Genomic DNA, 17,484 nt, shown 5'->3' on the forward strand with positions numbered 1-17,484 from the left:
GGAACCGACATGCGCAAAGCATCCCTTCGTCGTGCCTGTGCGGCCGTCGTCGCCGTCACTTCTCTCACCCTCGTCGCCACCGCCTGCGGTGGTACCACCAAGAAGGATGTGAAGGACGAGAACACCGGGTCGGCCGTCACCGGGGGCAAGGCGGACCCGAACGCCGCCCTGAAGAAGGGGCTCACCGTCGGGTTCCTGCCCAAGCAGGTCAACAACCCGTACTTCACCACGTCGGACAAGGGCGGCGAGAAGGCCCTCACCGAACTGGGCGAGAAGTACAAGGAGGTCGGCCCGAGCAGCGCCACCGACACGGCGGGACAGGTGAGTTACGTCAACACGCTCACCCAGCAGCAGGTGAACGCGATCGCCGTCTCCGCGCAGGACCCGGGCGCCCTGTGCACCGCGCTCAAGCAGGCCATGAGCAACAAGATCAAGGTCGTCACCTACGACTCCGACACCAACCCGGAGTGCCGCAACGCCTTCGTCTCGCAGGCCAGCGCCGAGGACCTCGGCCGCACCCAGGTGCAGCTGCTCGCCCAGCAGATCGGCTACAAGGGCGAGATCGCGATCCTGTCCGCCGCGCAGACGGCGACGAACCAGAACACCTGGATCGGCTTCATGAAGGACGAGCTGAAGGACCCCAAGTACAAGAACGTCAAGCTGGTCAAGGTCGCCTACGGCAACGACGACGCCCAGCAGTCCTTCCAGCAGACCCAGGGCCTCCTCCAGCAGTACCCGAACCTGAAGGGGATCATCTCCCCGACCACCGTCGGCATCAAGGCCGCCGCCCAGTACCTGTCCAGCTCCCAGTACAAGGGCAAGGTCAAGCTGACCGGCCTCGGCACCCCGAACGACATGCGCAAGTACGTCAAGAACGGCACCGTCGACGGCTTCGAGCTGTGGGACCCGGCGAAGCTCGGCGCCCTCGCCGCGCAGACGGCGGTGGCGCTGGTGTCCGGGCAGATCACCGGCAAGGAGGGCGAGACCTTCAAGGCCGGCGGGACCTCGTACACCATCGGCAAGGACGGCGTGATCAACCTCGGCAAGCCGACCGTGTTCAACGTGAAGAACATCGACCAGTTCAACTTCTAGTAGGCACAGGGGTGTTGATGCAACGCGTGTGTTTCCTGCTGAAGGTCCGGGCGGACCGCCTCGACGAGTACCGCGAGCGGCACGCCGCCGTGTGGCCCGAGATGCTCGACGCACTCTCGGCCACCGGCTGGCACAACTACTCGCTCTTCCTGCGCGAAGACGGCCTGCTGGTCGGCTACTTGGAGACCGAGGACTTCGCCGCCGCCCGGGCCGGCATGGAGGCCACCGACATCAACTCCCGCTGGCAGGCGGAGATGGCGCCGTTCTTCGAGTCCCTGGACGGCGCCCGTCCCGACGAAGCGATGAAGCCCCTCACCGAGGTCTTCCACCTCGCGTGATCCCCCACAGGAGCCGCTCATGAGAAGACGCGCCGTGCTCGCCACCGCCATACTTGCGGCCGTGGCAACGCCGGGCATCGCACGGGCAGCCGACCCCGGCCCGTCCGTCACCAAGAAGAGCACCACCCAACTCGACGCCCAGGCCGTCTACTTCGTCTCCTACGACGGCCTGGTCAACAACAACTCGTTCCAGAAGAACGGCCTGTTGACCTACAAGGGCTACCAGTACGCGGCCTGGTACACGTCCACGAAGTACGCCGTCGTCGCCCGCCGTGTCCTCGGCGGCTCGACATGGTCCACGATCACCCTTTCCCATCAGCTCAAGAGCGACGACTCCCACAACGTCATCTCGATGGGCGTCTCGCGGGTCGACGGCCGGCTGCACCTCAACATGGACTCCCACAGCGACGGCTTCTTCTACGTCAAGTCGGTCGCCGGTCTCCTCGACAATCCGGCGTCCACCGCCTGGACTTCGGCCGTCTTCGGCGCCGTACAGACCTCGCTGGACGGTGTGGCGCTCACCTCGCAGTTCACCTACCCCCAGTTCGTCGCCACTCCCGAGGGCAGGTTGCAGCTCAGCTATCGGGTGGGGATCTCCGGCAACGGCCGCAACGCCCTTGCGGAGTACGACGGTTCGGCCTGGACCGCGCTGGGGGAGTGGAGCGCCTCGACCGGCACCTACACCAGCACGCACGGCTCCAGCACCGCCCGCAACATGTACCTCCACGGCATCGACTACGACGTCAACGGCCGACTGCACTCCTTCTTCACCTGGCGCGAGCAGTCCGCCGCCGTGATGTGCAGCAGCGGCGGCATCACCAACCACGACACCGGCTACGTCTACTCGACCGACCGGGGCCGCAGTTGGCGCAACGACGCCGGAACCGTCGTAGGGACGACAGGCAGTTCGGACACCGTCGCGGTCACGGACGGCGGACTCGTCGTCGACTCCCTCAACCCCGACCATTCCCTGATGAACCAGGAGAGCCAGTCCACCGACTCCACCGGCCTCCCGCACGCGATCATCAGCTACGTCCCGGGACGCTTCGGCCAGTGCACCACCGACTACGTCACCGACCGCACCGCGAACGGCCGTGCCTTCCACGTCCGCAAGAACGCGTCGGGCACCTGGCAGAAGACCGAGATCCCGATCGCGCTGAACTCCAGCCAGCGCACGAAGCTGGTCCTGGACAAGTACGACAACGCCTACGCGGTCCTGCCCTTCGGCCGTGTCGCCGGCGCCTCGAAGGCCTCCGGGTACTCCGACTGGGCGCTGCTGTACGACGCGAGCGACCTCAACGCGTTCGGCGAGGTGGTCATCGACGAGCTGCGGGTGAAGGCGGACAACGTGCTGTCGTTCATGTACCAGGAGAAGTCGAGCGGTACGACCCCCTCGGCACTCCACGTCGTCGACTTCGCCCTGCCCGCGTGACCGGGGCGGTCGCCGGAGTCGGCAAAGGTCATGACGGTAATGTGAAGGCCTTCCCGCCGTCCCATGTCACCCTGGAGGTCTCCGCCTGATGGCCCAGCCGGTGGGTATCAAGGACGTCGCCCGCGCCGCCGGAGTCTCCGTCGGCACGGTCTCGAACGTCATCAACCGCCCGGACACCGTCGCCACGGAGACCCGGGCCCGGGTGCTGTCCGCGATCGACCGGCTCGGCTATGTCCGCAGCGAGTCGGCGCGCCAGCTGCGCGCGGGGCGCAGCCGGATCATGGGGCTGCTCGTTCTCGACATGGGCAACCCCTTCTTCGTGGACGTCGCTCGCGGCGCCGAGCGGGCCGCACGCGAGTCCGGGCTCGGCGTGATGGTCTGCAACAGCGCGCAGAGCCCCGGCGAGGAGGCCGAGTATCTGTCGCTCTTCGCCGAACAGCGGGTGCGGGGCGTGCTGTTGACCCCGGCCGACGCGACCGGACGCAACATCGAGTCGTTCCGCCGGCACGGCATCCCCTTCGTGCTCGTCGACCGGGTCGCCGAGGGCACCACCGAGTGCTCGGTCTCCGTCGACGACGTCGCCGGCGGCGCGCTCGCCGTGCGGCACCTGATCGACGCCGGGCACCGCTCCATCGCTTACGTCAGCGGCCCGCCCGGCTTCAACCAGGTGCGGGACCGCCGTACGGGGGCCAAGAACGCGCTCGCGGAGGCCGGTCTCGACCCGGGCACGCTGCGCGAGCTGCCCACCGACCGGCTCGACGTGGCCGCCGGACGGGACGCCGGGGCCCGGCTGCTGGGCCTCGCCGACCGGCCCACCGCCGTCTTCTGCGCCAACGACCTGCTCGCCCTCGGCGTACTCCAGGCCATGTTCGCGGCCGGGGTCGGCGTCCCGGACGACCTCGCGATCGTCGGCTACGACGACATCGAGTTCGCCGCGGCGGCGGCCGTCCCCCTCACCTCGGTCCGGCAGCCCGCCGTCACCATGGGCGCCCTCGCCGCCGAACTGCTTCTGGAGGAGACCGAGGCGGAGGCGGACGCGACAGCCCGCCCGCACGAGCACCGGCGGGTCGTGCTCCAGCCGGAACTGGTGGTGCGCCGCTCCAGCCTCGCCGCCCGCTGATCGACCGGTCAGTAGGATTTCATGATCCAGGGGGTCGGATATCGGACGCACATGTGTTGGACTGTGACGCGGCCCGTCACTCGTCCGTACCAGGAGTCCCGTTGTCCGTCAGCTACCGCCAGCCCGGCGTCGTCCTCACCGACCGCCGCTTCACCGTGCCCCTCGACCACGAGGACCCCACGGGCGAGACCATCGAGCTCTACGCCCGGGAGGTCGTCGCGAGCGACAAGGCGGACCGGGAGGACCTGCCGTGGCTGCTCTACCTGCAGGGCGGACCCGGATTCGGGGCGAATCGTTTCGTCGGCAGACAGGCCTGGCTCGACCGCGCGCTCGACGAGTACCGCGTACTTCTCCTCGACCAGCGCGGCACCGGCCACTCCACTCCGCTCAACCGGCAGACGCTCCCGCTGCGCGGCGGTCCCGCCGAGCAGGCCGACCACCTCACGCACTTCCGCGGCGACTCGATCGTCCGCGACTGCGAGACCATCCGCCCGGCCCTCACCGGCGGCGCCCCCTGGACAGTCCTCGGCCAGAGCTTCGGCGGCTTCTGCACGGTGAACTACCTGTCCACCGCCCCCGAAGGCCTGCGCACCGCCCTCCTCACCGGCGGCCTGCCGTCCCTCGACGCGCACGCCGACGACATCTACCGGGCCGCCTACCCGCGCATCGAGCGCAAGGTCGCCGCCCACTACGACCGCTACCCGCAGGACGTGGAGCGCGCCCGCCGCATCGCCGAGTACCTGCTGCGCCACGAGCCGGTCCTGCCCAACGGCTACCGGCTCACCGTCGAGGCCTTCCAGTCCCTCGGCATCATGCTCGGCGGCAGCGAGGGCAGTCACCGTCTCCACTTCCTCCTCGAAAACGCCTTCGTCCGCACCCCGCAGGGCCACGAACTCTCCGACGCGTTCCAGGAAGAGGTCCAGAACTCCCTGTCGTACGCCGGACACCCCCTCTACGCCCTCATCCACGAGGTGATCTACGCCCAGGACGCCCGCCCCACCGCCTGGTCGGCCGAGCGCGTCCGCGGCGAGTTCCCGCAGTTCGACGCGGCCAAGACCTTGGCGGGCGACAGCCCCCTCCTCTTCACCGGCGAGACGATCCACCCCTGGATGTTCGACTGCGACCCCGCGCTGCGCCCGCTCCGCGAGACCGCCGAGCTCCTCGCCGCCCGCACCGACTGGCAGCCGCTCTACGACCCGGCGCGCCTCGCTGCCAACGAGGTCCCGGTCGCCGCGGCCGTCTACCACGACGACATGTACGTCGACGCGACCCACTCGCTGCAGACCGCCCGCTCCATCCGGGGCCTGCGCACCTGGGTGACCGACGAGTTCGAGCACGACGGCGTTCGGGCCGGCGGCACGAGGGTCCTGGACCGGCTGCTGGCCCTCACACGCGACGAGGTCTGAGTCCGCAGACGCGAGGCGAGTCCGGCGACGAGATGTGACTCGGTAATTTCCGGCATAAGGTTCATTTCGATGAATACCAAGTCACTCCGCCGGGCCCGCCCGGCCGTCCTGGTCCTCGCCGTCGTCGCGGCGAGCACGGTCGCGCTGGTCTCCTGCGGCGACGGCAACAGCAGCTCCGGCAGCAGCTCACAGACGCCGACCCCGGACAAGGCCTCCTTCTCCGGCATGACACCGTCGGCCCTGAAGTCGGCCGCCTCCTCGGCGGTCGCTTCGGCCCAAGCCAGGGCCTCCGCCGCGGCATCCTCCGCCTCGGCCGCCGCGTCCTCCTTCGAGGCCTCCGTGTCGGCCGAGGTCGCCCGCGCGAGCAAGGACGCCCAGAACGAACTCAAGAACGTCACGGGCCAGGGCAACGCGATGTCGGAGGTCGCCATGACCGGCAAACCGCGCGCCCAGACCGGCGGCCTCCTCGCCGTCCTCGTCACCATCACCAACAAGACCGACAAGAAGGCGTCCTACGCCGTCCAGGTCGACTTCCTCGACTCCTCGGGGAAGGCGGTGGAGACGCGGTACGTCGGCGCCGAGAACCTCGCCCCCGGAGCGAAGGCCCAGCCGGTCGCCATCAGCACCAAGCCGCCGGAGCCGGTGCTGACCCCCAAGTTGGCCAAGGCGCAACGCTATTGAGCGCGCCTTTCGGCAACAGGCGGTTCAGCGCTCGGAGTTGAGCGCCGCCACCGCCCCGCCCGCGTCCCCGATCGTCGCGTAGTCCACGGCGACGAAGTTCACCGGCCGACCGCGTTCCCGCTCGCAGCGGTGGACGCGGTCGAGCACGAACCGGCGGGCGTTGACCTCACCCGCGTCCAGTCGGCTGCCGCCGTCGATGGTGATGAAGTGGTTGAGCAGGAACAGGCGTTTGTCGCTGCCGCCGCGATGCGGCACGCAACTCATCGCGTCCGGCGTGCGGAACGCGAACGGCGTCTCCATCCCGTAGTCGTAGAAGTTCCGGTACCAGGGCGCCGGGCCGTCGGCCTCCTCGGCGAAGACGACCAGCCGGCGTCCGCTGTCGATCAGGTCGCCCAGCGTCGGCCACGGCTTCGCGGGATCGGGGTCCGGAGTGTGCACCAGGTCGCTCAACCCGGCCTGCGAGAAGGCCCGTTGGGTGTCCTCGCCGCTGATCGCGTCCTGCACGATCAGGGTGATCACCTCGGTCGGATGGGCGCGCATCCAGTCACCGATCTCGCGCAGCGCGGGCACCAGGGCGATGGCGCCCGCCCGGCACACGGAGTGGCACAGCCACAGCCCCTCGCGCGGCGGGTTGACCTTGTTGACGGCCGCGGCGACGAACTTCCGCTGTTCCGGGGTGAAGTCGGACTCCGCGAGCCGTGCGGTGATCTCGTCCGGGCGCTCCCACCGGTAGGTGTCGATCTGCAGGGCGCGCACCCCGTCGTCCAACTGGGCGGTGATTCCCGGGTCCTGGAGCGGACCGACGAACCGGTCGACGGTGGTCGACATGGCGTTGTGCGAGGTGAGGTAGGCGACCTCGTCGTAGGGACGGTCGCACAGTTCCGCGCTGCCCTCGCAGGTGCGGGACGCGGTGGGCGTGACGGCGTACGGGATCAGCAGGACGCCGGCGACGGCGGCGCCACCCGTGGCGAGGGCCAGCCAGCGGAGGCGCGGGAGGGCGGGGACGTGCGGCCGGACCTGGAGGGCCCAGCCGATGCCGGTCAGCAGGGCACCGGCCAGGACGGGAACCAGGGCGGTCGTCAGGGCGGTGGCCGTGAGCCGGTCCAGGGCGGTGCGCTGTACGTCGTCGACCAGCCGGGCCAGGCTCGGCGGCCAGGAGCCCGGCGGATCGATCACCCGCCCGCCGCTGACCAGCCGGAAGAGGACGGCGACGAGCCCGGCCAGCAGTCCACCGGCCGCCAGCGACCAGCCCACGGGGAGGAGCCGGCGGCCCGGAGGCGTCGAGCCGCCGCCGACCCACAGCACCGCAAGCGCGACGACGAGGAGCGCCGAGGCGAGGGCTTCCGTGAGGCCGAGGCCGACCGCCGTGTACGTGCGGGCGCGGTGGAGCGGAGCCAGGTCGAGGGTGTTCGTGAAGTTCCAGGTGCCGCCACCGATGCTCGCCCGCAGCTGGGCAGCTGCCGTACGCGTGTGGTCCGACACGGCGGCGGGGGCCACGGTGGCGAGCGCGGTCGCGACATCGCCGTCCCTCAGGGCGGCCTCGACCGCCGGGCGCAGGGCGTCCCGGTCGGCGGTGGGCAGTCCGCTCACCAGCGTCCCGGCGGCCTGCTCCGCCTGTGCCTCGGTCAGCGGGAGGGCGGGCAGCCCGTTCGGGATGTGTCCGGCGGTCACGGCACCGAGGGCGGTGCACAGGTCGGCCGAGAAGCGCTCGAAGTCCGGCTCGGCACGGTTCTGGACCGAGGCGACGAGATCGCCGAAGTAGATCTGCGCCAGGTCGCCGAGGTTGGCCAGCACCGGCCGCAGATCGACCTTGAGGACCAGCGAGTCGCGCTCGCCGCCCAGATAGCCCACCACGGCATTGATCTGCTGCTGGGTGAGATCGCGGACGGTCTCCGGCGGCAGCACCAGCTTGAGGTTGGAGGTGACCTGGGCCTCCGGCACGGGCAGCCGGGCCAGCAGCCCCCGGGTGACCGCGGCCGTCCGGGGATCGACCAGCACCTGGCTGTAGAGCCGGTCGTAGGCCTTCTCCTCGTCCAGTGCGGACCGGTAGAAACCCGGTGAGACCACGGTGGAGCGGGCCGTGGCCGTGAGGGTGAGGACCGCCGTCGCGAGGACGGCCAGGACCAGGGCCGCGACACGCGGCAGTCTGCGGGACGCGATGCCGACCGGGTCCATGATTTCTCATCGTCGTCCCGCCCCACCCGCCCCGCAAACGGACACGGGACGCCGGAAATGGCGTGGCCATGGCAGGGGGCGGACGTGTTGGGTGGGCGGTATGAACGACACGGAACTCCTGGCGGACCGCTTCGAGGAACACCGCGGCCGGCTGCGGGCGGTGGCCTATCGCATGCTCGGCTCGCTGCCGGAGGCGGAGGACGCCGTCCAGGAGACCTGGCTGAAGCTGAGCCGTACCGACGCGGACGAGATCAGGAACCTGGGCGGCTGGCTCACCACGGTGGCCGGCCGGGTCTGCCTCGACCTGCTGCGTGCCCGCACCGCGCGCCGCGAGGACCCCATCGACGAGACCTTCGTCCCGGACCCGCTGCTCAGACCTCTGACGGACCTGGACCCCGAGGAGGAAGTGCTCCAGGCCGACTCGGTGGGCCTCGCCCTTCTCGTAGTCCTGGAGACCCTGGGGCCCGCCGAACGGCTCACGTTCGTCCTGCACGACCTGTTCGCGGTGCCCTTCGACGACATCGCCCCGATCGTGGAACGCAGCTCCGCCGCGACCCGCCAACTGGCCGGCAGGGCCCGCCGCCGGGTCCAGGGCGCGAGCCCGTCGACCGACCCGGACCTCGGTCGGCAGCGCGAGATCGTCGAGGCGTTCCTCGCCGCCGCACGCGAGGGTGACTTCGACGCCCTCGTCGCACTCCTGCACCCGGACGTGGCACTGCGCGCCGACTCCGGCGCCCTGGTCCGGGGCGCTGCGGCCTCCAAGGCGCTGCGCGGAGCGCGCACGGTCGCCGAGCAGGCCCTGATGTTCGCCCCGTTCGCCCGCCTCGCCCAACTCGCCCTGGTCAACGGCTCGGTGGGCGTCGTCAACGCGCCCGAAGGAGAGCTCCTCTCCGTCATGGGCGTCACGATCGCCGACGGCCGGATCACCGGGATGTACATCCTGTCCGACCCGGACCGGCTGTCCCGCCTCGATGTGAACGGGTCAGTACGCTGAACGGCATGGAAGATCACATAGTGGACCGGGCCGATCTGCGGGGTGACTGCGAGCGGTGTTTCGGGCTGTGCTGTGTCGCGCTGCCCTTCGCCGCGGCGACGGACTTCGCGATCGACAAGGCCGCGGGGACACCGTGCCCGAACCTCCAGGGCGATCACCGGTGCGGCATCCACGCGAAGCTCCGGCAGTCCGGCTTCACCGGCTGCACGGTCTACGACTGCTTCGGCGCCGGACAGAAGGTCTCGCAGATCACCTTCGCCGGGCGGGACTGGCGCACGGTCCCGCAGGCGGAGTCCCGCCGGATGTTCGACGTGTTCCCCGTCGTACGGCAGCTGCACGAACTGCTCTGGTATCTGAACGAGGCGCTCACCCTGCCGGCCGCGGTGCCGGTCCACCCCGCGTTGCGCGAGGCGCTGCGCGCGACCGACGCACTCACGCGCGGCACGCCCGAAGAGCTGGGCGCGCTCGATGTGGCCGCCCACCGGCAGGAGGTCAACGTGCTGCTGCTGCGCACCAGTGAGCTGATGAGGGCCGGGGTGAAGGGGAAGAAGAAGGACCGGCGCGGTGCCGATCTCATGGGCGCCCGGCTCAAGGGCGCCGATCTGAGCCGGGCCAACCTGCGCGGCGCCTACCTCATCGCCGCCGATCTCACCGGGGCCGACCTGCGCGGCGCGGATCTGATCGGCGCCGATCTGCGGGACGCCGATCTCACGGACGCCGACCTCACCGGCGCGTTCTTCCTCACCGAGCCCCAGGTCAACGCGGCCCGGGGGAGCGCGGGCACCCGGCTGCCGGGGTCAGTCGTCCGCCCGGTGCACTGGGCAGCGGGCGTCTGAGGGGACCTCGTCCGGGATCGCGACCGGCGTGGTCACCGGCTCGGGCGGTGTGCGCCGGTCCAGGTGGAGCCGTAGACCCTCGGGCATCAGCGTCAGGCGCTCGGCCACGCGCAGCCGGTAGGCGGGGTCGGGGCGCAGGTCGTAGCGGCGCAGCAGCAGGCCCAGGACGAGTGTCGCCTCGTGCAGCGCGAACTGGCGGCCGATGCACGCCCGCGCCCCCGTACCGAACGGCTTGAAGGTGTGCGGGGCGCGGGAGCGGACGGCCTTGGCGTCGAAGCGGTCCGGGTCGAACTCCTCGGCGTCGGCGCCCCAGACCTCGGGGTCGCGGTGTAGCATCGGCGTGAGGATCAGCGCCCAGGCGCCCCGCCGCACCGGGTGGCCACCGGCGAGCTCGGTGTCGCGGGTGGCCTCACGGGCGTAGGCGGGCGCGGTCGGCCACAGCCGCAGCGACTCGTCGAGCACCCGGCGGACGTAGCGCAGCTTGGCGATCTGCTCGTAGCCCGGCACCTCCGCGTCGCCCCAGACCTGGTCGATCTCGGCGCGGGCGCGGGCCGCGACCTCCGGGTGGCGGGCGAGGTAGTGCAGCGCGAAGGACAGGGAACCCGAGGTCGTCTCGTGGCCGGCCACCAGGAAGGTGATGACCTGGCGGCGGATGTTCTCGGCGGAGAGCCGCTCGCCGGTCTCCGGGTGGGTCGTCTCCAGCATCCGGTCCAGCAGGTCGCCGTCACCGCCGGTCGTCGCACGGCGGGTGCGCACCATGTCGTCGACCGTGCGGTTGAGGTAGGCGATGTCGGCCTCGTTGCGCCGGGTCGCGGTGCGCAGGAGCAGCGGGGCCAGCGGTCCGGGCACGGAGTTGAGGCGCTGTGCGTAGCTGAGGGTGCCCACCATCGAGGTGACGAAGGGGTGGGGGCGGTCGCGTTCGAAGGAGCCGAATTCATGGCCGAAGCCGGTGCGCGCGATCGTCTCCAGGGTCAGCCTGGTCATGTCGCCGGGCACGTCCACCGAGCGCCCGGCGGCCAGTTCGCGGTCCCAGTGGTCCGTCAGGCGCTCGGCCACGGCCAGCATCATCGGGTGGTAGCCCTCCATGGCCTCGCGGCTGAAGCCGGGGGCCAGGACGTCGTGCGCCAGCTGCCAGTTCGGTTCGTGGTTGTACGCGGTGAACAGTCCGTCCCCGGCGACCGGCCGCAGATTCGCGACCCCGAGGCCCACGTGCTTGGCGAACCGCGACTCGTCCGCCATGTCGGCCACCAGGTCGGCGCCCCACACGAACACGAACTCCTTGCCGAAGGCCTTCCGGCGGAAGATCGGGCCCAACTGACGGGCGTAGCGCAGCGAATCCTGGAGCGGGGTGCGCCGGTCGGCGCCGATGACGTCACCGAGGAACGGGAGCCGGCGCGGCGGATGCGGGATGCGGTCGAGCTGCGGCCAGCCCTGCTCGGCGCCCCGGAATCCCTTCGGCAGCGCGGCCGGCGTCACCGTCGTCGTCTCCGCCATGACGCGATCTCCCTTGATCCACTCACGAGTTCAGTCTGTTGTACGTGGGTTCAATAGCGCGTTTCAGTGTGATCCCGCTGTTGAACCGACGTCAAGTAAAGTGCGGGAATGGCCGCCAATCAGGGAGAGCGCACACGCCGCCGGCTCAGCACCGGTGAGCGTCGGGAGCAACTCCTCACGGTGGGCGCGCGGTTGTTCTCGGAGAGCCCCTACGACGAGGTGTGGATCGAGCAGGTCGCCGAGATCGCCGGGGTCTCCCGCGGGCTGCTCTACCACTACTTCCCGACCAAACGGGACTTCTTCGCGGCCGTCGTCGAGCGCGAGAGCGAGCGGATGCTGCGGATGACGGCGGCCGTACCGGGCGTGCCGGCCCGCGAACAGCTCGCCGCCGCCCTCGACACCTATCTGGAGTACGTGCACGCCCACGCGCACGGCTACCGCGCCTTCCACCGTGCCGACGCGGCCGGGGACCAGACCGTACGGCGGGTCTACCAGCGGGCGTTGGCGGCGCAGGAGCGGCAGATCCTGGCCGCGCTCGCCGCCGATCCCGAGTTCGGTCCCGCCGTGGAGGAGCGGCCCGACACGAAGCTCGCGGTGCGCGGCTGGCTGGCTTTCACCACCGCCGTCTGCCTGGAGTGGCTGCGCGCACCGGAGTTGAGCCGTGAGCAGGTGCGCGATCTGTGCGCGCGGGCCCTGTTGGGCGTCCTCTCGCCCTGAAGGGCTGTCCTGGAATTTACGTGGCGTGGTTGGCGCGCGCCCCGATCTTCGGTAAGTTAGGCAAGGCTTACCTAAGGAGGTTCAGGGATGGGTGACAGCCAGACGTGGACGGCCGTGCCTGCCGCGGCCGAGCGGGCCCGCTCGGTGCTCGCCGCCGCATGGTCCTGCGCGGTGACCGCGGAGGGCGGTCGCGAGGAGTTCGTCGGCGCGCACAGCGTGGACGACGACGGCCGAGTGCTTCTTCAAGTGCCCGAGAACAGCGCCCTGTTGACCGCCGCGATCTGCGCGCCGCGCGGCGAGCCGTCCGCAGTGCTGGAGTTCGCGGACGTCGCGCCCGTCCCCGTGCGCAACCGCATCCGGGCCCGCGTGTGGCTCGCCGGCTGGTTCGTCCCCGAGGACGGCCGACTGGCTTTCAGTCCCACACGCGTGGTGCTGCGCTCCGCGACCGGCGCGGTGGTCATCGACCTCGACGAGTTCGCCGCCGCCGAACCCGACCCGCTGGCCCTGGCCGAGGCCCAGCTGCTGACCCACCTCGCCGACTGCCACTCCGACGCGGTCGAGCGGCTCACCCGCCTCGTCGAGCCCGACAGCCTGCACGGCGCAGTCCGCGTCCAGCCTCTCGCCGTCGACCGGCACGGACTGACCCTGCGCATCGAGCGCGCCCGCGCCCAGGGCGACGTACGACTGCCGTTTCACGCGCCCGCCGACACGGTCGCCCACCTCACCGAACGGATGCATGTGCTGCTCACCCAGGCCGGCGCCGCGTCCTGTCCGCGTCCCCTACAGCGGCAGCGCACAGACGGCGACCGGTGAGGCGAACGGCGCGCCCGCGAGCCGCAGTTCACCACTCTCCCCGTCCACCAGGAACACGCTGACCGTGCCCGACTTCTGGTTCGCGGCGAACAGCAGCGCCCCGTCCGGCGAGAAGGCGATCTGCCGGGGGAAGTCACCGTTCACCGGTACGGTGTCGAGCAGCCGGAGCCGGGCGCCGTCCGCCTCGACGGCGTAGCGCGCCAGGGTGTTGTCGCCCCGGTTGGCGAGATAGGCGTACGAACCGTTCGACGTCACCAGGATCTGCGCCGGGTAGTTGGTCGTGTCGCCCGTGCTTCCGCTGGACTGCGGGTCGCCGATGGAGAGGGCGCCCGTGGCCTGGTCGTAGGCGCAGACCGCGACGGTGTCGTCGACCTCGTTGGCCAGGTAGGCGTACGTGCCGCCAGGGTGGAACGTGAGGTGGCGCGGGCCCGCGCCCGGCCGGGTGTGCGCCTGGGAGACCTCGGTGAGCGTGCCCTTCGTGGTGTCCAGGCGGTAGGTGTAGACCGTGTCGGTGCCCAGGTCGACGGCGAGGACATGGCCGCCGTCGGGACTGGTGACGAACTGGTGCGCGTGCGGGCCGTCCTGGCCCGGGCCCGGCTGCGGAGTGGAGTGCTCGACCAGGGCGGTGCGTTCGCCGAGCGCGCCCGCCGCGTCGATGGGGTGCACGGCCACGCTGCCGGACGTGTAGTTGGCGCTGAGCAGCCAGCGCCCGGTGGGATGCACCGACAGATGGCAGGGGCCCGCGCCGCCGGTGCTCCGCGCGCCGAGGATCTTGCGGTCCGCCAGTCGTACGGCGGTCACCGCGCCGGCCGTCTGCTCGTCGACCGCGTACAGCGTGCGGCCGTCGGGGTGCACGGCGAGGTAGGACGGGTCGGCGACTCCGCTGAGCGTCCCGGCGCCGGTGATCCGGCCGGTCGCCGGGTCGTAGGTGGCCAGGCCGATGCCCGTGCCGCCGCCGTCGACCGAGGTGTACGTGCCGAGGTAGAGGGGGCGGGGGGCGGCGGCCCTGCCGGTGCGGTGGGTACTGGGGGTTGGTGCCGGGGTCGCCGCGGGAGTGGATTCGGGGTCGGCCGGGGCCGAGGCCGGTGACGGCACCGCGACCACGGCCGCGGTTCCGCCCAGGGCACCCAGGAAACGGCGTCGACTCCAACCGCCCCGTGACGCGTCCGCACCACTGCTCATGCCCACACCCTCAGGTCGTCGTCAGGGCAACCTTGGCGTGGACGGCCCGTCGAGCGCAAGAACGGCAACGCGCGTTGCGGAGGGTGCAATGGGTGAGTGGGTCTACCAGTCGCCGTCCTCCACGGGCTTGCCCTTGGCGTCCTTGAGGGGCTGCACCTGGCCGGGGGCGGGCTGCTGCCAGGGGTCGTGGTCGTCACCGAGCCAGTCGCCCACGGGTTTCACCGCCTCCAGGGTGTCGGTCGGGGCGAGGTCCTCGGCGTCCTGGTCGTAGTAGTCGAACCAGGGCAGCCCCGCCCGGGTGTACGCGGCCCGGTCCACCGGCGACGGCGGCGGCTCCTCGCCGGTGATGCGGCGCCACTCCGGAGGCGTCACGAGGTGCACGAAGACCCGCCCGGCGGGCTTCTTGGCCCAGTCCGTCAGCGGGCGGTCGTCCTCGTAGACCTCCTGGCGCATCGAACCGCCGACACCGAGACCCATGCGGGGAGACGCCGCCGGAGCACCGGGCGCGGGGGCGGCCTGCGCGGCCATCGGCATGGGCGGAGCGCCGTAGCCCCCGGAGGGCATGGTGATCGCGCGGGCCCGCTCCGAGCGGCGCCGCTCGTCCTCGCGCCACTTGGCCAACTCCCGTCCGGTGAGCGGGAAGGACTGCAACTGGACGCCACCCCACACCTCCTCGCCCGTGACCTGGCCCTCGACGGTCGCGCCCAGGCCGAGCGGGACGGCCACGAACTGGCGGACCGTTCCCTTGCCGGAGTTGATGCCGTCGAGCCAGGGCTGACGTGGAAGTACGAGGTAGTTCTGCGGCGCGCGGGAGAGCCGGTCGCTCCACGGCTTCCCGGAGACCGCGCACACCTTGCCCACGCCGACCTGGAGGGCGGCGGGCTCGGCCGTGCCCGCGAAGCTCAGCCACATCGCCTCGCGCAGATACACCGGCAGCATCACCCCGCCCCGCGCCCGCCACTCCCCGGGCACCGTGTCCGGGAAGTCCGCGACCCGCCGGACCGGGAACTCGCCGAGCCCCGGCGGCAGCGGATGCGTCCCCGTCTCGGGCAGGCGCAGCGTGCGGATGAACCGCACCGCCACCCCACCGGGCAGTCGCAAGGTGTTCCCGTCGATCCGTACGGTGCTGTCGGTCATACGTCCGCCCCCGTCGCCGCGCTGCCAGGGGCGGTCCGCCCCGTGGCCGTGCTGTGTGCCGGGGACGGTCCGCCCCCGGGTGACTCCGTCACCTAGAACGATCGGCGCCCGTGTCCCGGTTCCTGCGCAGCCGCTCCGGCACACCCACCCGCTCCCGCAGCCAGATCAGCCACGGCAGGCGTTGGCGCTGCTCACCGGCGCACCGGTCGAGTTCCTCCAGCAGCCGCCGCGAGCGGTGTTCGGTGTCCAGCTCGTCCAGCATGCGGTTGACCTCGGTGAGCATGGCACCCAGCAGCTGCCACTGGGCCGCGTCGCGCTGGACCTCCTCCAGGAGCAGTTGCGCCAGCTTGTCGCGGGTCGCGGCGGCCGTGTGCAGCTCGGCGGTGAGCCGCGCCTCCGCCGACTCCGCGCTCACACTCACATCGGTGGTCACCAGCACCGCGAAACTGACCACCGCGTCACCGATCTCGGACAGCAACTGTTCTACGGCGGCGCCCGTCGGCACTGCGAACAGCGGCTCGGGGTCGCGCTGTTTCGCCAGGTCGGTGAAGGTGCGCGCGAGGACACGGAGCACGACCGTGCAGATCTCCAAGGTGTCCAGACCCGTCCGCAGCACGACCCGGTGCAGCAGCCCCTCCCGTACCCGCGGATTGAGCCGCAGGCTGTCCTCGGCCTGCCTCAGGGCCGCGTCCACCTCGACGATGTCGTGGTCGAGGCGGCGGGCCTCGTGCAGCCGCGCGGTGGCGTGGTCGACGGGGGTGCGGCCCGCCGCCTCCTCGCCCATGCGCCGCATCAGCCGCCGCAGCCGGCGGGCCAGGCCCTCAATGGACTCGCCGGCCTCGTCCACCCACACCGGGGGAGCCAGCAGCAGATTGCAGGCGAACCCCACGACCGCCCCGATCAGGGTCTCCACCACCCGCGCCCAGGCCGTGTTCCCGACCGTGGTGACCCCGAGGACCAGCATCGCGCTGATCGCCACCTCGGGCACGTACTCATCAACTTTGACCAGTCGCCCGACGACCAGCGAGGCCACGATCAGCAGGGCCAGGCTCCACCAGGTCAGCCCGACGAGCAGACTGAACGCGATGGCGACGAGCACGCCCGCGACCACGGCGTTCACCCGGCGGATGCCGTTGGTGAGGGTGGCGTAGAGCGTGACCTGGACGACCAGGAGCGCGGTCAGGGGAGCGGTCAGCGGCGCGGGCTCCGGGCTCAGACGCAGCGCGACGACATAGGCGACCGTCGCCGCGGTGGCCGACCGCAGCGTCTGGACGAGCACCGGGTCCCGGTGCCGCCGCCCCACGAACCGCACCAGTGGCGTGGTCCACTCCCGGACGTCTCGCATCCTTGGCCTATTCCCTCCTCGCGAACGCGCCGAACGTACCCATTGCGGACCATAACTGTCCGCATGGCCTCCTAGATTGTCATCACCGGACGGGACGAAGGGGAGGCCGACAGTCATGACGAAGACCCAGGGCATCGAGGTACTGACCCGCTCGCACGACTACCTGCGCGAGGTGATCGCCGCCGTGCCCCGGAGCGCGTGGTCGGCACCCACGCCGTGCAGCGAGTGGACGGTACGTCAGGTACTCAACCACGCCCGCATCGACCAGCAGGCCTACGGCCTCGTCCTCACCGGCGACCGGCCCGACTCCGACCCCTTCCACCCCGTGGACGCCCTGGACGGGGACCCGCTCGCCGAACTCGACAAAGTGCTCCGCGCGGTCGCCGAAGCCTATGCCGCACTGCCCGCCGACGCCGACCGGGTGCCGACCCCGCTGGGCCCGATGCCCCTCCCGCTCGCCGCGGCGACGGCCGCCATGGACGCGGCCGTGCACGCCTGGGACATCGCGGTGGCCACCGGCCAGAACCGGCCACTGGAGGCGGACCTGGCGGAAGGCATCTGGCCGGCCGCGGACCGGCTCGTCGACCAACTCCGCGATGCCTACCAGGTGTTCGCACCCGCCCGCGAGGTGACGGCCGAGTACGACCGGGCCGAGACACTCCTCGCCTTCCTCGGCCGCGACCCGCACTGGACGCCCGCCGGGTCCTGACCCGGCTTCACCT

The 17,484-nt window shown here is 71.3% G+C and carries 16 protein-coding genes; 11 read left to right on the forward strand and 5 right to left on the reverse strand.

Annotated elements, in window-relative coordinates; all coding sequences use genetic code 11:
• Positions 1-9 precede the first annotated feature (9 nt).
• The 6 genes from rhaS to ACWDEW_RS25855 all read left to right on the forward strand — a co-directional run bounded on the left by rhaS (position 10) and on the right by ACWDEW_RS25855 (position 6,069).
• Positions 10-1,092, forward strand: a complete 1,083-nt coding sequence (gene rhaS, locus ACWDEW_RS25830; protein WP_450515388.1) for a rhamnose ABC transporter substrate-binding protein — start codon at positions 10-12, stop codon at positions 1,090-1,092.
• A gap of 17 nt (positions 1,093-1,109) precedes the next feature.
• On the forward strand, positions 1,110-1,430 hold the full coding sequence (locus tag ACWDEW_RS25835) for an L-rhamnose mutarotase (protein WP_359608567.1): 321 nt from the start codon (positions 1,110-1,112) through the stop codon (positions 1,428-1,430).
• Between the two features lie 19 nt (positions 1,431-1,449).
• A complete protein-coding gene (locus ACWDEW_RS25840) occupies positions 1,450-2,862 on the forward strand; it encodes a BNR repeat-containing protein (protein ID WP_450515389.1) in 1,413 nt (470 codons plus the stop codon).
• Positions 2,863-2,950: 88 nt separating this feature from the next.
• Positions 2,951-3,982, forward strand: a complete 1,032-nt coding sequence (locus tag ACWDEW_RS25845; RefSeq protein WP_450515391.1) for a LacI family DNA-binding transcriptional regulator — start codon at positions 2,951-2,953, stop codon at positions 3,980-3,982.
• Between the two features lie 101 nt (positions 3,983-4,083).
• On the forward strand, positions 4,084-5,388 hold the full coding sequence (locus ACWDEW_RS25850; RefSeq protein ID WP_450515392.1) for an alpha/beta fold hydrolase: 1,305 nt from the start codon (positions 4,084-4,086) through the stop codon (positions 5,386-5,388).
• Positions 5,389-5,457: 69 nt separating this feature from the next.
• Positions 5,458-6,069, forward strand: coding sequence for an FxLYD domain-containing protein (locus ACWDEW_RS25855; protein WP_450515394.1), 612 nt, complete (start codon positions 5,458-5,460; stop codon positions 6,067-6,069).
• Positions 6,070-6,093: 24 nt separating this feature from the next.
• On the opposite strand, the gene ACWDEW_RS25860 is transcribed toward ACWDEW_RS25855, so the two are convergent.
• Entirely contained in the window at positions 6,094-8,244 is a 2,151-nt protein-coding gene (locus ACWDEW_RS25860) for a PI-PLC domain-containing protein (RefSeq protein ID WP_450515396.1), read from the reverse strand.
• Positions 8,245-8,344: 100 nt separating this feature from the next.
• On the opposite strand from ACWDEW_RS25860, the gene ACWDEW_RS25865 reads away from it, so the two are divergent.
• Positions 8,345-9,238, forward strand: coding sequence for a sigma-70 family RNA polymerase sigma factor (locus ACWDEW_RS25865; RefSeq protein ID WP_450515397.1), 894 nt, complete (start codon positions 8,345-8,347; stop codon positions 9,236-9,238).
• Between the two features lie 5 nt (positions 9,239-9,243).
• Positions 9,244-10,074 (forward strand): pentapeptide repeat-containing protein, encoded by an 831-nt coding sequence (locus tag ACWDEW_RS25870; RefSeq protein WP_450515399.1) that lies wholly within the window; start codon positions 9,244-9,246, stop codon positions 10,072-10,074.
• Here ACWDEW_RS25870 and ACWDEW_RS25875 read toward each other — a convergent pair.
• Positions 10,036-11,568, reverse strand: coding sequence for a cytochrome P450 (locus tag ACWDEW_RS25875; RefSeq protein ID WP_450515401.1), 1,533 nt, complete (start codon positions 11,566-11,568; stop codon positions 10,036-10,038). The two genes, ACWDEW_RS25870 and ACWDEW_RS25875, sit on opposite strands and share 39 nt — an antisense overlap.
• Before the next feature lie 108 nt (positions 11,569-11,676).
• On the opposite strand from ACWDEW_RS25875, the gene ACWDEW_RS25880 reads away from it, so the two are divergent.
• The gene (locus tag ACWDEW_RS25880; protein WP_450515402.1) at positions 11,677-12,285 is read left to right on the forward strand and encodes a TetR/AcrR family transcriptional regulator; all 609 of its coding nucleotides are present in this window, start codon (positions 11,677-11,679) and stop codon (positions 12,283-12,285) included.
• An 87-nt stretch (positions 12,286-12,372) separates the two neighbouring features.
• Positions 12,373-13,098, forward strand: a complete 726-nt coding sequence (locus ACWDEW_RS25885) for a DUF2470 domain-containing protein (RefSeq protein ID WP_450515404.1) — start codon at positions 12,373-12,375, stop codon at positions 13,096-13,098.
• Here the strand turns inward: ACWDEW_RS25885 and ACWDEW_RS25890 are convergent.
• The 3 genes from ACWDEW_RS25890 to ACWDEW_RS25900 form a co-directional block, all read right to left on the reverse strand.
• Positions 13,066-14,280 carry a lactonase family protein gene (locus ACWDEW_RS25890; protein ID WP_450515406.1) on the reverse strand — a complete coding sequence of 405 codons (1,215 nt, stop codon included), beginning with the start codon at positions 14,278-14,280 and terminating at the stop codon, positions 13,066-13,068. The two genes, ACWDEW_RS25885 and ACWDEW_RS25890, sit on opposite strands and share 33 nt — an antisense overlap.
• A gap of 102 nt (positions 14,281-14,382) precedes the next feature.
• Positions 14,383-15,417, reverse strand: a complete 1,035-nt coding sequence (locus ACWDEW_RS25895; protein ID WP_450515408.1) for a hypothetical protein — start codon at positions 15,415-15,417, stop codon at positions 14,383-14,385.
• A gap of 88 nt (positions 15,418-15,505) precedes the next feature.
• A complete protein-coding gene (locus ACWDEW_RS25900; RefSeq protein WP_450515409.1) occupies positions 15,506-16,762 on the reverse strand; it encodes an FUSC family protein in 1,257 nt (418 codons plus the stop codon).
• A gap of 115 nt (positions 16,763-16,877) precedes the next feature.
• On the opposite strand from ACWDEW_RS25900, the gene ACWDEW_RS25905 reads away from it, so the two are divergent.
• The gene (locus ACWDEW_RS25905) at positions 16,878-17,471 is read left to right on the forward strand and encodes a TIGR03086 family metal-binding protein (RefSeq protein WP_450515411.1); all 594 of its coding nucleotides are present in this window, start codon (positions 16,878-16,880) and stop codon (positions 17,469-17,471) included.
• Positions 17,472-17,484: the final 13 nt, after the last annotated feature.

This window comes from Streptomyces sp. NPDC001100 (assembly GCF_053598575.1).